The 14,287-nt window shown below is 73.7% G+C and carries 10 protein-coding genes and 1 pseudogene; 8 read left to right on the top strand and 3 right to left on the bottom strand.

Annotated elements, in window-relative coordinates:
- Positions 1-83 precede the first annotated feature (83 nt).
- The 4 genes and pseudogenes from MILUP08_RS33110 to MILUP08_RS33095 all read left to right on the top strand — a co-directional run bounded on the left by MILUP08_RS33110 (position 84) and on the right by MILUP08_RS33095 (position 6,921).
- Positions 84-914 carry an MBL fold metallo-hydrolase gene (locus MILUP08_RS33110; protein ID WP_039907076.1) on the top strand — a complete coding sequence of 277 codons (831 nt, stop codon included), beginning with the start codon at positions 84-86 and terminating at the stop codon, positions 912-914.
- Entirely contained in the window at positions 911-4,513 is a 3,603-nt protein-coding gene (locus MILUP08_RS33105) for an adenylate/guanylate cyclase domain-containing protein (RefSeq protein ID WP_007466192.1), read from the top strand. Before MILUP08_RS33110 ends, MILUP08_RS33105 begins: the two co-directional genes overlap by 4 nt.
- A 233-nt stretch (positions 4,514-4,746) precedes the next feature.
- Positions 4,747-5,199 (top strand): annotated as a pseudogene (locus tag MILUP08_RS33100) (hypothetical protein); the annotation flags it as partial.
- 177 nt (positions 5,200-5,376) lie between these two features.
- Positions 5,377-6,921 carry a serine/threonine-protein kinase gene (locus MILUP08_RS33095; RefSeq protein ID WP_007466186.1) on the top strand — a complete coding sequence of 515 codons (1,545 nt, stop codon included), beginning with the start codon at positions 5,377-5,379 and terminating at the stop codon, positions 6,919-6,921.
- On the opposite strand, the gene MILUP08_RS33090 is transcribed toward MILUP08_RS33095, so the two are convergent.
- A complete protein-coding gene (locus tag MILUP08_RS33090; protein ID WP_144057053.1) occupies positions 6,908-7,249 on the bottom strand; it encodes a hypothetical protein in 342 nt (113 codons plus the stop codon). The genes MILUP08_RS33095 and MILUP08_RS33090 overlap by 14 nt on opposite strands.
- Positions 7,250-7,406: 157 nt before the next feature.
- On the opposite strand from MILUP08_RS33090, the gene MILUP08_RS33085 reads away from it, so the two are divergent.
- From MILUP08_RS33085 to MILUP08_RS33070, 4 genes are read left to right on the top strand one after another with little or no spacing between them, the layout of a single operon-like run.
- Entirely contained in the window at positions 7,407-8,348 is a 942-nt protein-coding gene (locus tag MILUP08_RS33085) for a transporter substrate-binding domain-containing protein (protein WP_007466182.1), read from the top strand.
- Positions 8,345-9,502, top strand: a complete 1,158-nt coding sequence (locus tag MILUP08_RS33080) for a hypothetical protein (protein ID WP_007466179.1) — start codon at positions 8,345-8,347, stop codon at positions 9,500-9,502. The genes MILUP08_RS33085 and MILUP08_RS33080 overlap by 4 nt, the downstream gene beginning before the upstream one ends.
- A 53-nt stretch (positions 9,503-9,555) precedes the next feature.
- The gene (locus MILUP08_RS33075; protein WP_007466177.1) at positions 9,556-9,903 is read left to right on the top strand and encodes a PadR family transcriptional regulator; all 348 of its coding nucleotides are present in this window, start codon (positions 9,556-9,558) and stop codon (positions 9,901-9,903) included.
- Positions 9,900-10,913 (top strand): hypothetical protein, encoded by a 1,014-nt coding sequence (locus MILUP08_RS33070; RefSeq protein ID WP_007466175.1) that lies wholly within the window; start codon positions 9,900-9,902, stop codon positions 10,911-10,913. The genes MILUP08_RS33075 and MILUP08_RS33070 overlap by 4 nt, the downstream gene beginning before the upstream one ends.
- Positions 10,914-11,046: 133 nt before the next feature.
- Here MILUP08_RS33070 and MILUP08_RS33065 read toward each other — a convergent pair whose 3' ends face one another.
- Together MILUP08_RS33065 and MILUP08_RS33060 are read right to left on the bottom strand one after the other, a co-directional pair.
- Positions 11,047-12,237, bottom strand: coding sequence for an acyl-CoA dehydrogenase family protein (locus MILUP08_RS33065; protein WP_007466173.1), 1,191 nt, complete (start codon positions 12,235-12,237; stop codon positions 11,047-11,049).
- The gene (locus MILUP08_RS33060) at positions 12,234-14,279 is read right to left on the bottom strand and encodes an acetyl/propionyl/methylcrotonyl-CoA carboxylase subunit alpha (RefSeq protein ID WP_007466171.1); all 2,046 of its coding nucleotides are present in this window, start codon (positions 14,277-14,279) and stop codon (positions 12,234-12,236) included. Before MILUP08_RS33060 ends, MILUP08_RS33065 begins: the two co-directional genes overlap by 4 nt.
- Positions 14,280-14,287 lie beyond the last annotated feature (8 nt).

The following is a 14,287-nucleotide window of genomic DNA, read 5'->3' as shown; positions in this document are numbered from 1 at the left end:
AGGAAAGCCCTGAACGGGGACGAATCAGGGGCTGGACGTGCATGATCGCGGGCCGTGGCGGGCGGGGTCGTACGATCGCAGCCATGAACGGGCACGTGACGGGGGCGACTGCGGCGCCTGCCGACAGGTTGCCGAGCTGGGTGACGCTGCTGCGGGCGCCGAACCCCGGCCCGATGACCCTCGACGGCACCAACACCTGGCTGCTGCGCGCGGCGCCGGGTGAGCCGGCGGTGGTCGTCGACCCCGGGCCGGCCGACGAGGGGCACCTGACGGCGATCGCCGCGCACGGCCCGATCGGGCTGATCCTGATCACGCACGGCCACGCCGACCACACCGAGGGCGCCGCCCGGCTCAGCGAGCTGCTCGGCGGGGCGCACGTGCTCGCCGTCGACCCGGCGCACGCCGTCGGCGGTACGCCCCTGACCGATGCGCACCTGGACGGCTTCGGCCTGGACATCCGACTGCTGGACACGCCGGGGCACACCGCCGACTCGGTCTGCTTCCTGGTCGAGCACGGCGGCGAGCGGGCGGTGCTCACCGGTGACACCATCCTCGGCCGGGGCACCACCGTGGTGGCCCACCCCGACGGGCACCTCGGCGACTACCTGAGCAGCCTGGAGCTGCTGTCCGCGTACTCCGGAATTCCGGCGCTGCCCGGCCACGGCCCGGCGCTTGCCGACTGCGCCGCGGCCGCCACCTTCTACCTCGCCCACCGCCGGGCCCGGCTCGACCAGGTCCGGGCGGCGGTCGCCGCCGGGGCGCGGACACCCGCGGCCGTGGTCGCGGCCGTCTATGCCGACGTGGACCGCTCACTCTGGTGGGCGGCGGAATGGTCGGTCCGTGCCCAGTTGGAGTATCTGGGCGTCGACACCGGGGAATCTGCGCCGGGGGTCAGTGGGTTGGAGCACATGTGACCTGCCCGGTGTGCGGAACTGTCGCTGTCCCCGGCGCACGGTTCTGCCACAACTGCGGTTCCGCGCTGCCGGCCGCCGCCACGTTGCCGGCGGCCGAGCGCCGGGTCGTCACAGTGCTCTTCGGGGACCTCTCCGAATTCACCTCCTGGTCGGAGGACCTCGACCCGGAACGGGTCGGAGCCGTCACCGACCGGGTGCTCGCGGCCCTGGCCGGCGCGGTGAAGACCTTCGGCGGGCACGTCGACAAGCTGACCGGTGACGGGATCATGGCGGTCTTCGGGGCGCCGGTGGCGCACGAGGACGACGCCGAACGGGCCGTCCGGGCCGCCCTGTCCATGCAACGGGCCGTCCGCCGGGTGCTCGACGACGAGCGGGGCGGCGGCGCGCCGCTCGGCCTGCGGGTCGGCCTGAACACCGGCGACGTCATCGCGGGCATCCAGGCCGCGATCGAATACACGGTCATCGGCGACACGGTGAACACCGCCGCGCGCTTCTCCGACGCTGCTGCGGTCGGTGCCATCTACGCCGGCGCGCGTACCGCCGCCGCCACCCGGCACGTCGCCTCCTGGCGGGCGCTGCGGCCGCTGCGGCTCAAGGGCAAGCGTGAGCCGGTCGAGGCGTACGAGCTGCTGGGCCTGCTGGACGCGCCGGGCACCCGCTCGGGTCTCGGCGACGAGGCGCCCTACGTGGGCCGGGAGACCGAGATCGGCCGGGTCGCCGGTCGACTCGCCGAGGTGATCGACCAGGGTGACCCGCGGGTGCTGCTGATGACCGCCGAGGCGGGCATCGGCAAGTCCCGGTTCGCCGCCGAGGTCGAGCGCCTCGCCGCCGGGTACGACGTGGGCGCCGGCCGGTACGCCGCGCACACCGGTGCCCGGGTGCTCTCGGTGCGCTGCGCCGCCTTCGGTGAGCGGCGCCGGCTCGCGCCGCTGGCCGACCTGGTCCGTGCCGCGGTCGGTCTGCCCAGCGACGCGGCGACCGCGCTGACCCGGCCGGCCGTGGACGAGCGGCTGCGCCGGCTCGGTCAGCGTCTCGCCCGCTCCGCCGGCGAGACGCCCCCGATCGCCACCGACCAACTGCTCGCCCTGCTCGGCTACGCCGAACTGCCCGTGCACGCCGGCCCCGACAACGGTGAGTGGGGCAGCGCGGCCGCCCCGCCCGCCGATGCCGAGGCGGTGCCGAACGCCGTCGCGGACCTGCTCAGCGGGCTCGCCTCGGAGGCGCCGCTGGTGATCGTGGTGGACGACCTGCACGACGCCACCCCCGAGACCATCCGCGCGCTCGGGCTGACCCTGTCCCGACTCACCGGCCCGGTGCTGGTGCTGCTGCTCGGCCGCCCCGAGCTGGTCCGCACCGCCGGCACGCTGACCCGCGTCGCGGACGCCGAGGTGCACTCCCTGCCGCCGCTGCGGGGTGCCGACGCCGCCCGGCTGCTCACCAGCTACCTCGGCGGGGGAAAGCTGCCGGCGGCCGACGCGGACCGGCTGCTCGCCACCGCCCAGGGCAACCCGTTCTACCTGGCCGAGCTGGTCACCCTGCTGATCGAACGCGGCGCGCTGACCGCGGAGCGGCAGGCGTCCGCCGACCGAGACCCGGGCACGCCTGCCGGCTGGCGCCTCGTGCCCGGTTCCCTGGGCAGCCGGCTGCTCTCCCGGGACCTCGCGGCCGTCCTCGCCGCCCGCATCGACGCGCTGCCACCGGACGCCCGTTCCGTCCTGCGGGACGCTGCGGTGGTCGGTGACACGGTGCCGACCGGCGCCCTGGAGGCGCTGCGTGAGCAGCGGGCCGGCCGCGACGGCAGGCCGTCGGCGGTGGTCGCCGTGGAGTTCGACCGGGCCGTCGAGGAGCTGCTGCAACGCCGCATGCTGCATCGCACCCGCGCCGGTTACGCGTTCGCCACCCCGCTGATGCGGGAGGCCGCGTACGCCGGGGTGAGCAAGGCCGAACTGGCCGAGCGGCACGCCGCGCTGGCCCGTTGGGCGGCGCCCGTCGACGGGGCCACGGCCGTCGCCGTGGGCGGGTTCACCGAGGAGGCACGCGACGACTTCGTCGCCACGCACGTCCAGCGGGCCGCCACGCTCGCCGACGCGGTGAAACTACGACCGGACGCGCCGGCCCGCGCCGTGGTCCCGCTCGGGATCGCCGCGCTCGGCCGGGCCGCCCGCCGGTCGCTGTCCGCCGGGGAACCCACGCTCGCCATCGAGTACGCCGAGCGCGCCAGCGAGCTGGCCCGCGACGGGATACCGGCTATCGACCGGGTGGTGCACGCCCGTGCGCTGCTGCAGATCGGTCGGGTCGTCGACGCGCTCGCCTTCGCCGAGAAGATCGCCGCGAACGCCGGGGACGACACCACCCGGGCCAGCGCCCTGCTGCTCGCCGGGCAGGCCCAGCAGACCCTCGGCGACCAGGGCCGGGCGGAGGCCGCCTGGCAGGAGGCGTTGCAGGTGGCCAAGGCCGGCGGGCTGCCCACGCTGCGCGCGTCCGCCATGCGTCGGCTCGGCATGGGCGACTTCGTGGCCGGTCGGCTCAGCCAGGCGAGCAGCCGGCTGGCCGCCGCCTACCAGGTCAGCCTCAGCGCGCAGGATCGGCGTGGGCAGGCCTGGTCGCTGCAGAACCTGGCCTGGGTGACCACCACCCGGGGTGACTTCGCCGGCACCGACGCGGTCCTCGGCCGGGCCGCCCGGCTCTTCGCCGAACTCAAGGACCCGTACGGGCGGGCCTGGCTGCGGGGCACCACCGCGTTCGCCCGGCTGCTCGCCGGCCGGCTGCGGGAGGCGTGCCGGATGGCGCAGGTCTTCCTGCCCTTCGGCGAGCGGGTCGGCGAGGCGTGGGCGGTGGGCACGCTACGCGCGGTCGCGGCGTTCGCCACCGCCGAGCTGGGCGAGTTGGCCGAGGCGGACCGGGAGGCCCGTCGGGCGTACCGCGAGTTCGCCGCCGCGTCCGACGACTGGGGGCGCGGTTTCGCGCTTGTCGTCCGGGCCGTCGTGGCGCGCGGGCTGGGCGAGCCCGAGCACGCGGCCGACCTGCTCACCGACGCCCTGGTGTACGCCGAGCAGACCTCACACCCGCTGCTCACCGGTATGGCAGGCACGCTGCGCGGCTTCGTGGCGCTCGACATGGGCGACCACGAGACCGCCGAGCGGGCCGCCCGAGCGGTGCTGACGACAGTCGAACCGCACAACCCGCAGGCGCCTGCGCAGGTCGCGCCCCGGGTGCTGCTGGCCACCGCCCGGCTGGCCGCCGGTGACCCGGCTACCGCGGTCGGGCTGCTCGCCCCGGTGGCGACGGCCGCCGCCCACGCGCCGTCGCTGCTCTTCTCCCGCCGCCAGACCATGGCCCGGTACGCGTCGGCGCTGCTCGCCCACGGTCAGCGGGAGCAGGCGCTGGACTGGGCCCGACGGGCGGTCACCGCGCCCGCCGAGGACGTGCGCAGTCAGGTGATCGCGGCGAGCGTGCTCGCCGAGGCGCTGGCGGCCTGCGGCCACTCGGCCGAGGCCCGCTCCTGCGCCGACGAGGCGGTCCGCCTCGCGTACGCCACCGAACAACGCAGTGAACGAGCAGCGGCCAAAGCCCTCCAAACCCGCCTGACCCCGTCCTGAAGCCCGCCCCCCTTTCTCGCCCCCGGGCCCCCGGGCCCCTCGACCCGTTGATCATGAAGTTATTGCGCCGACACGCCGGTGTCGGTGGCAATAACTTCATGATCAACGCGGTGGGGGTGGGGGTGGGGGGTTTTGGCGGTTCTGGGGATGTGGTGGTCGGGGTGAGGGGCTAGCGTGTCACCACCGCGCGGTGGTCCACAGTGGTGACCGTCGCCGTGCCTGGGGAGGCCATCATGAAGCTGCCGCGTTCCGTCGCGGGCTGGACCATCGCGGTCTTCGGCGTACTGGCGCTGGTGATGGGCGCGCTCGGGTTGCTCTGGCCGGAGGCGCAGCTACGCATGCTCGGGTTCGAGGTGCCGGCGACGCGTGGCGCTGGTGACTACACCGGCACGTTCGTGCTGGCGTCCTCGATGGCGTCGTTCAACATGGGCGTCTACTACCTGCTCGCCACGGTCACCGAGTGGCGGGCGTTCTACCGGTTCACGGTGGTCTTCCGGCTGGTCACCTTCACCGTGTTCAGCATCGCCGTGCTTGCCGACATCGCCCCCGACCGGTTCTTCGGCGTGGCCGCCTGGGAAGGCCTGGGCGCCGTGGCGACAGCGATCGGCCTGCGCGTGGACAACAGCCGCCGGGCCGCACCTCTCGCTGCCTCGGCTCCCGCGTCCGCCACCGTTGCTCCCGCCTCGGCTCCCGCTCCCGCGTCCGCTGCTTCCGCTCCCGCTGATTCGGCCTCCGCTTCCTCCGCCTCCACGTCGGCCGATGCCGGCCGATCGGGAGGCACCGGAGAGGCACCCGGCGCGGCCGGTGCCGCTCCGGCGGACGCGGCGCGCTGAGCCGCCGGCAGGGTTGGGTATTTTCGACCGGTGACCGACACCCCGACCGGCGGCTTGCCGGTGCCGATCGTGCCCGGTCTGACTGATTTGCGGGTCTTTGCCCGTGGCGGTTACGCCACCGTCTACCAGGCCACCCAGATCTCGGTCGGCCGCGAGGTCGCCGTCAAGGTGGAGAACCGGACGCTGGACAGCGAGCGCGACCAGGCCCGGTTCCTGCGCGAGGCGCGGGCCGCCGGCCGGATGTCGTCGCACCCGCACGTGGTGGACCTCTTCGACGTCGGCGTCACCGTCGACCAGCACCCGTACCTGATCATGGAACTCTGTGACGGGTCGTACGCCGAGCGGATGCGCAGCTCGCCGCTCGGCCCGGTGGAGGCCCGCGATCTCGGCATCAAGATCGCGGACGCGTTGGCGCACTCGCACGGGGCCGGGGTGCTGCATCGCGACGTGAAACCCGCGAACATCCTCTACTCGCACTTCAACTCGGCGGTGCTTGCCGACTTCGGGCTCGCCGTGCTGGCCGAGGCGCGAGACGCCTCGGTCACCCTGGAGGTGCTCACCCCGGCGTACGCGCCGCCGGAGATGTTCAGCCACAGCCCGCCGTCCCCGGCCGTCGACGTCTACGCGCTCTGCGCCACCCTCTACGCGGTGATGCACGGCCGGCCGCCCCGGTGGCAGTCGGAGCGCAATCCCAGCCTGGTGACCGTGCTGGAGATGTTCAACCAGCCGCTTCCCGGCCTGCCGGGCGTACCGGACGAGCTGATCGACGTGCTGCGCCTCGGCATGGCCAACGACCCGGCCGAGCGGCCCTCCGCCCTCGAACTGCACGACCTGCTCGCCAACCTGCCGTTCGGATCGCCGGCCGCCCCGGTGAGCGGCGTTCCGACCGGCGGTGCCCCGATCAGCGGCGCCCCGGTCGGTGGCTCTCCGGTCAGTGGCGGCCCCAGCCGGTCCGGCCTGTACGGCACCGGTCAGCCGGTGCCCCGCCCCGCGGTCGAGGACACCCGCCCCAGCGTTCCCGGCGGCCGGCGCTGGCGGCGGCGCTGGTTTTTCGGCGGTGCGGGGGTGCTGGCGCTCGCCGCGTCGGCCACCACCGGCGCCTGGGTGGCGAGCAGTGGCCCGCCGCCCGACCCGTCCCCCTCGGTGACTCAGGTCGCGGCGCCGGCGACCGGGCCGCTGCCCGGCTGCGCGTCCGGCGCCGGCGCACCGACAGCGCTGCCCAGCGGGGCCCGGTGCCTGCCCGAGCTGGAGTGCTTCGGCCCGGTGCGCATCCGGGGTGCCCGCGCCGAGGCGGCAAGGGTCCCCTGCGACGGCCGGCACACCTGGGAGACGTACGCCGAGGGCATCCTGCCGGTGCCGCTCGTCGGCGCGGACTACGACGAGGTGATCGCCGCCGAGCCGGTACGGCAGGTGTGCAGCGCCACGACGTTCCGGGTGACCACGGAGATCACCGAGCCGGTCGGCTGGCACCTGGAGGTGTTGCCGCCGGTGGACGGCAATGTCGACCGGGTCTACCGGTGCCTGGCGGGGCGGGGCGTCGACGCGCTCACCGCGCCCACTCTCACCGGTCGCTGAACCCGCCGCGCGCCCGTCCCCGGTCCCGCACCGCCCGCAACGCGTCCCTGCTGTCCAGGGCGTCGAGCGTGTCCGCGTCGATCCCGTACGGCATCAGGTCCGGCGGCGCGGTGGCGTGCGGTTGGTCCGGCGGCTCCGGTTCGGCACGCTGGCGGGCGGCGGACACGGCGACCGCGGCGACCATGGCCAGCAGCACGCAGAGCAGTGCGAGGACCACACCGAGAAGGTCCTGCCGGCGCAGAACGACAAGCAGGGCCAGCAGCGCGACGGCTCCCGACGCGGCGACCGCCGCCACCATCCGCGCATCGATCCTGGACAGTCGTCTCACCCCTCCAGCATGTCGTGGTCGGGCCCGCTGTCAACCGCAGAGGCGATCCGCCGCGCCGATCGGCGTTGATCGAAAGGGCCGAGTGGGCGTGCACACACAGTGGACCGGACTCGCTACTCTCGGTGTTCCGCAGGCTGCTCCGTCAGCGAGGTCGCCCATGAACGTATTTAGTTCCCAGTCCCGGCTCCGCTCGGTCGCGACGACGCTTGCGGTCGCGCTGACCCTCACCCTGGCCGCCGCCGCCGGCTGTGACAGTCGCAAGGAGCCGGACCTGCCGACGGTGCAGGAGAAGATGCGCGAGTCGCACATCTACGGGCAGTCGAAGCTGCGCATCGGCGTCGCCACCAACGAGCCGTTGATGGGTGACCTCCGCAACGGCCAGCACGTCGGCTTCGACGTCGAGATCGGTCGGTACATCGCCGCTTCCCTCGGCTACGAGGGCGAGCAGCAGTTGGAGTTCGTGTCGGCGGCCACCGAGGACCGGATCCCGTACCTGCAGGGCGGCACCGTCGACCTGGTGGTGTCCAGTTTCTCGATGACCGAGGAGCGCAAGAAGCTGGTCAGCTTCGCCGGGCCGTACTTCGTCACCACCCAGGAGGTGCTGGTGCCGGTCCGGCTGAAGGACAAGATCCGCACCCTCGAGGACCTGCGCGACCCGGCCTACAAGGTCTGCACCACCGGGGGCTCCACCACCGAGGGCGAGCTGGAGAAGCGCCAGGTCAAGGCGCTGGTGGTGAAGGACGTGTGGGACTGCGTGGCCGGCATCCGGGCCGGCCGGTACGACGCGGTCAGCTCGGACGAGACGATCCTCGCGGGCTTCCTGGCCACGTACCCCAAGGAGTTCGAGATCGTCGACCTGCCCTTCGGCACGAGCGAGTTGCTGGGCATCGGCGTGCCGATCGGTGATCCGGCGCTGCGTGACCTGGTGGCCTACTTCCTGCAGAAGAGCTACCAGCAGGGCCGCGACGGGCAGGCCAGCCCGTGGCTGACGGCGTACAACCGGACGCTGGGCCCGTGGCTGCGCGCCGAGAAGAGCCAGCCCCAGCCACTGGAGGTGCCGAAGCTTGTCGACTTCGACGACAAGGCGCCCCGGCGGTGAGCACCGCGCCGACCGCCACCGGTGACGCGAGCGCCGACGGCCCGGTGCCCCCGCCCCGCGCGTCCGTGCCGACCGACCACGTCGAGGTGGACGCTGCCGGGTGGCCGACCGGGGTGCCGCGCGCCGAGCCGGCGGTACCGGTCGCCGACGTCGAGCAGGTGCCGGTGCGGTGGGACCCGGCGGAGCGGCGGGCGCGGGCCAGCCAGTCGTTCTGGACGGCCGTCGTGGGCGTGCCGGCGATCTTCTCGGTGCTGCGACTCGGCGTGGAGGCGGGCGGGGAGCTCCAGACCACGCTGCTGCTGGTCGCGAACGTCGGCCCGGTCAACCTGCTCGCCGGGTTTCTGACCACCGCGGCCCGGCTGCTCTCCACCGGGCTGGTCGCCGTCTTCGCGCTCGGCGCGGTGCTGGCCGTGAGCGTGGACCGGTTGCCGCCGGGCACTCTTCGCCGCCCGCTCTTCGCCCGTTGGGCGGACCTCACCCCGGCCTGGGTCGTGGTGGCGAGTTTCCTGCTCGCCCTGCTCACCTGGCCGCTGCTCTACCTGCCGCTGCTGCTGCCGGCGTTCGCTGCCGCGTTCCAGCTCCGTCCGGACCGCCTGCACGAGTGGGTCCTACCCCGGTTGTCGGCGATCGCCGCGCTGCTCGCCGGGTATGGCTGGCTGATGCTGCCCACCCTGCGCGACGCGGTGGAGCAGGGCAGTGAGCGCCTGGTGCTGGTGCTCATCGTGGTGCCTCCGCTGCTGGCCCTGTTCATCGCGGGACCGCTGCCGGGGATGGTGATTCGGCCGCTGGCGTCGCTGACCGAGGTGGCGGTGCTGGCCATGCTGGTCTGGGCCGCGCTGCCGGTGATCAGCACCCCGGTGCTCCCGCTCACCGTGACCACGGTGGGCGCCGAGAACGGCCCGACCGAGGACGTCCGGGGGCACGTGGTGACCACCGACGACGTCAACATGGTGATCCTGCAGGAACGGGGTGGGGTCCGATACGTACCGGTCGACCTCGTCCGCGCGCAGGTGCTCTGCCCGACCGAGGAGGAGCTGCCCCGGCACCGGCTGCGGATCCACGACTTCCACATCGAGGACTCGCTGCTGGAGGGGATGGGCCGCCGCGTCCGCCCGGTCCACCGCATCGACGCCGCCTGCCGAATCCCCCACTGATCCCGCGAGGGCGGCCGTTCCGCATATACATTCTGACTGTATATACTGCGGCGATGGCGAAGGCTTCCCTGCACGAATCGACCTATCTGATCCTCACCGCGCTCGTCGAGGCCCCACGGCACGGATACGCCGTCCTCGACGAGGTCCGCCGGATCTCCGACGGGCGCGTCGACCTGCGCGCCGGCACCCTCTACGCGGCGCTGGACCGGCTGCGTACCGAGGGCCTCATCGACGTTGAACGCGAGGAGCAGGTGCAGTCCAGGTTGCGGCGGTACTACCGACTGACCGCCGCCGGCGTGCAACGCCTGGCCGAGGAGTCGGCGCGCCTGCGCAGCAACGCCGACGCGGCGAGCGTGCGGCTGCGCCGTGCCGGCCTCATCGTCGAAGGCGGTGCCGCGTGACGTTGCACCAGGTCTACCGGTTGCTGCTGGGCTGCTATCCGCGCGCGTACCGCCGGCAGTACGAGGACGAGATGATCGGGGTGTTGCTTGACGACGCCGCGCCGGGCCAGCGCAGACCCCTGGCCCGAGACGTGTCCGCCCTGCTCGGTGGGGCGGTTCGGGCGCACGTACGCCAGGTCGGCGCCCGGTTCTCGGTCGAGGCGTGGCGGGACGCGGCGCAGGTGCTGGGCCTGATCGCCGCGCTGCTGTTGTTCGTGCACGCCGCGCGCGTTCCGGTTCTGCACCTCAGCATGTACGCGCAGAGCTATCCGGACGGGATCGGTGAGCCGTTCGTCCTCTGGCCGGGTGGTCCCCTGGCGGCGCTCTGGCTCGTCGTCGCGGTGTTCGCCGCACTCGGGCGGGGGCGGGCGGCGGCTGCGATCGCCGTCGGCGGTGCGGCGTACGAGGTGGTTCGGGTCGCCGAGGCATACGGGCAGTATTCGACTGTCCGCAACCTCTGGCCCGCCGTGCTCGCCGCGATGGTCCCGCTGGCACTCGCCGTCCGCGCTTCCCGTTCCGCCACGGCTGTCCTCGCCCGCTGGCGGCTCGGCACACTCGCGGCGGCGACGGTGGTAAGCGTCGGTGCTCCGAGCGTCGCCATGCTGACCGGCGCCGACGACTCTACGTCGCCCATCTACGGCACGTGGATCTTCACGGTCGGTGTCGGCCGGGTCGAGGCGATCCTGCTGACCGCGGGATACCTGCTCTTCGCCCTCGTCATCCTGTCGACGCCGACGGTGCTCCGGCTGCGCCTGCTCGCGCTCGTCGTCCCGGTGGGCGTCACGCTGCTGCTCACCCGGGTGGGGCTCAAGACCACCGGGACGTTCCTGGAGCACTCCAGCCACGACGGTGTCCCCGACGCGCTCACCGGGGCGCAGTGGTCGACGTTGGTGTTGGCACCCGTCGTGCTCTTCGCGGTGGCCGTGGCGATCCTGCACCACCGCGAGCATTCGCGCCCGCAGCGGGCGTAGCCAGGGAACAGACCGCAGGTGATCGACACCGGTTCCATGAAGTCGGGGCATCGATGGGCCTTGGACACCCCGGGTTCAAGGAAACCGGTGTCGATCACCGGGCCGGGCAGGCCGGGCCGGACGGTCGGCGGCCTCAGTAGGACTTGTCCTGGCCGAGGACGTGCTGGGCGACGAAGTTGAGGATCATCTCCCGGCTGACCGGGGCGATCCGGCCGGCCCGGACCGCGCCGAGCAGGGTGGCCACCCCGTACTCGGTGGTCATGCCCGCCCCGCCGAGGGCCTGGACGGCGGTGTCCACGGCGAGCGCGGCGGCTTCCCCGGCCGCGTACTTGGCCATGTTGCCGGCCACCCCGGCCTCCAGGTCACGGCCGGCGTCGTACAGGGTGGCCGCCTTCTGGATCATGAGGCGGGCCAGTTCCACCTGCACCGCCGCGTGCGCGAGGGGATGCGACACCCCCTGGTGCGAACCGATGCTGCGGCCACCCCACACCTTGCGGGTGGCGGTGTACCCGCTGGCCCGCTCGATGGCGTACCGGCCGGTGCCCGCGCCCATCGCCGCCACCGTGATGCGCTCCGGGTTGAGCCCGGCGAAGAGCGCCGGCAGCCCGGCGTCCAGCGACTCACCGAGCAGTGCGTCGGCGGGCACCCGCACGTCGTCCAGGTAGAGCAGGAACTGGTTCTCCGGAGACACGATCTCCATGTCCAGCTTGGACCGGGTCAGCCCGGCCGCGTCGGTCGGCACCAGGAACAGCGCCGGCTTGAGCTTCTGCGGAGACGTATCCGCTGAACCAGCTGGGCCGTCATTGACGGCGACACGCGCCACCACCAGCACGTGACCGGCCTCGTCGACCCCGGAGATGTAGCACTTGCGGCCGTTCAGCACCCAGTCGTCGCCGTCGCGGCGGGCCACCGTGCCGAGGCGGTGGAAGTTCGAACCGGCCTCCGGCTCGGTGATCGCGAAGACGATCTTCGCCGAGCCGTCCGCGAGGCCGGGCAGGTGCCGTTTGCGCTGCTCCTCGGTGCCGTGCCGGGCGAGCACCGTCGCCGCGATGGCGGGGGAGACCACCAGCAGCAGCAGCGGGCACCCCGCCGCCGCCAACTCCTCGCAGACGATGGCCAGCTCGGTGATGCCGCCGCCCCCGCCGCCGTACTCGGTGGGGATGTTGACCCCCAGATAGCCGAGCCGTCCGGCCTCCGCCCACAGCTCGGTGGTGTGCTCACCGGCCTTCGCCTTCTCGACGAAGTAGCCGTGGCCGTACCGGCGGCCGAGCGCCCGCACGGCGTCGCGCAACTGGTCCTGCTCGGGGGTGAGGTCGAAGGTCATCGGGGGTCCTCCTCGGGATTCGACGGCGTCGGGTCGCCGGCTGCGGGGGAGCCGTCGATGACGGCCAGCACCGCGCCCGTCCGCACCTGACCGCCGGCCGGCACCGGCAGCTCGGTGACCACGCCGTCGGTCGGGGCCAGCACCTGATGTTCCAGCTTCATCGCTTCCAGCGTGAGCAGTGGATCGCCGGCCGTGACCCGCTGGCCGACCTGGACGTGCACCCGGGTCACCGCGCCGGGCAGCGGCGCGAGCAGCGACCCGGCCGCCACCGCCGCGGTGGGCAGCGGGAGACGCGGCAGCTCGACGAGGCTCGCCGCCCCGTCCGGGCCGTCCACGAAGACCTCCGACCCCGCACGGTGTACGCGGAACGCCTGCCGCACCCCGTCGACGTCGAGCACCACCCGGGCCGGGGCGGCCTCGACCAGCGCGACAGACCGTTCAGCGTCAGGGCCGGCGGCGCTGCGGTCGGTGGAGTCGGCGGCGCTGTGGGCGGCGGACCACTCGGCGAGCCCGCCCGTGCGGTCCAGTCGGTAGCGGACCTCGATCTCGCCGTCCGGGCCGGTGAAGCGGCTGACCTGCGCGACGGCCGGCACGTTGCGCCACCCCGACGGCAGGCCGGCCAGCACCCGGGCGTCGGCGCGACGCGCGGCGGCCGAGGCGAGCGCCGCCGCGAGGGCGGCCAGCGGGAGCCGGTCGGCGGGGAGCAGGGGCGCGAACACCTCCGGATGCCTGTCGAGGAAGCCGGTGTCGATTCGTGCCGCACCGAACTCCGGGCTGCGCAGCACCCGGACCAGCAGGTCCCGGTTGGTGGTGACGCCGTGGATCTCGGCGCGGGCCAACGCGCCGGCGAGGGCGCGCGCGGCCTCGGCGCGGGTCGGCGCCCAGGCGACCACCTTGGCCAGCATCGAGTCGTAGTGCACGCCTACCGTCGAGCCGTCCACCACGCCGGAGTCGAGTCGCAGCCCCTTCGTGGGCGCGAACCCGCCAGACGCGCCGGGGACGGCGAACCGGTGCAGGGTGCCGGTGGCCGGGCGGAAACCCTGGGCCGGGTCCTCGGCGCAGAGGCGAACCTCGATCGCGTGGCCGTCGACCGGCGGGGTGGTCCCGAGCGGCAGCGGCTCGCCCTCGGCGACGAGCAGTTGCCACCGGACCAGGTCCAGCCCGGTGACCGCCTCGGTGACCGGGTGCTCGACCTGGAGACGGGTGTTCATCTCCAGGAAGAAGAACTCCCCGGTCGGCGCGAGCAGGAACTCCACGGTGCCCGCGCCCACGTAGTCGACGGCACGGCCGGCCGCCACCGCCGCCTCGTGCAGGCGGGCCCGCAGCTCCGGATCGACGACCGCCGGAGTCTCCTCGACGATCTTCTGGTGCCGCCGCTGGATCGAGCAGTCCCGCTCGCCGAGAGCTACCACCGTCCCGTGGGTGTCGCCGAAGATCTGCACCTCGACGTGCCGGCCGCGCTCGACGTACCGCTCGATGAAGACCGTGCCGTCACCGAACGCGGCAGCCGCCTCGCGGCGCGCGGAGGCGACGGCCTCGGAAAGCCCGGCGGCGTCCCGGACGACCCGCATGCCCCGTCCGCCGCCACCGGCGGACGCCTTCACCAGCACCGGGAAGTCCGTGACCTCGCCGGTGTCGGTCCAGCTCGGCAGCATCGGCACGCCCGCCTCGGCGAGCAGGGCCTTCGCCGCGAGCTTGTCGCCCATCGCGGCGATCACCTTGGCCGGCGGCCCGACCCAGGTCAGCCCCGCGTCGGCCACCGCCGCCGCGAACTCGGCGTTCTCGGCCAGAAAGCCGTAACCCGGGTGGACGGCGTCCGCGCCGCTGCGCCGGGCCGCGTCCAGGATCCTCTCGACCCGCAGGTACGTCTCGACAGGCGTGTCACCGGGCAACCGCACCGCCTGGTCGGCCTCGGCCACGAACGGCGCGTCGGCGTCCGCGTCGGAGTGCACGGCGACGGTCTGCACGCCGAGCGCCCGGCAGGTCGCGAAGACCCGACGGGCGATCTCCCCGCGGTTGGCCACGAGCAATTTCCGAATCATCGGCGCTG

This window comes from Micromonospora lupini str. Lupac 08, from assembly GCF_000297395.2.
GTDB lineage: Bacteria > Actinomycetota > Actinomycetes > Mycobacteriales > Micromonosporaceae > Micromonospora > Micromonospora lupini.
This window is presented reverse-complemented; position numbering and strand designations above follow the sequence as displayed.

Coding starts and splice junctions, on each gene's coding strand:
- MILUP08_RS33075 (WP_007466177.1), top strand. CDS start 9,556: ATGGCGAAGGCTTCCCTGCACGAATCGACCTATCTGATCCTCACCGCG.
- MILUP08_RS33065 (WP_007466173.1), bottom strand. CDS start 12,237: ATGACCTTCGACCTCACCCCCGAGCAGGACCAGTTGCGCGACGCCGTG.
- MILUP08_RS33110 (WP_039907076.1), top strand. CDS start 84: ATGAACGGGCACGTGACGGGGGCGACTGCGGCGCCTGCCGACAGGTTG.
- MILUP08_RS33060 (WP_007466171.1), bottom strand. CDS start 14,279: ATGATTCGGAAATTGCTCGTGGCCAACCGCGGGGAGATCGCCCGTCGG.
- MILUP08_RS33085 (WP_007466182.1), top strand. CDS start 7,407: ATGAACGTATTTAGTTCCCAGTCCCGGCTCCGCTCGGTCGCGACGACG.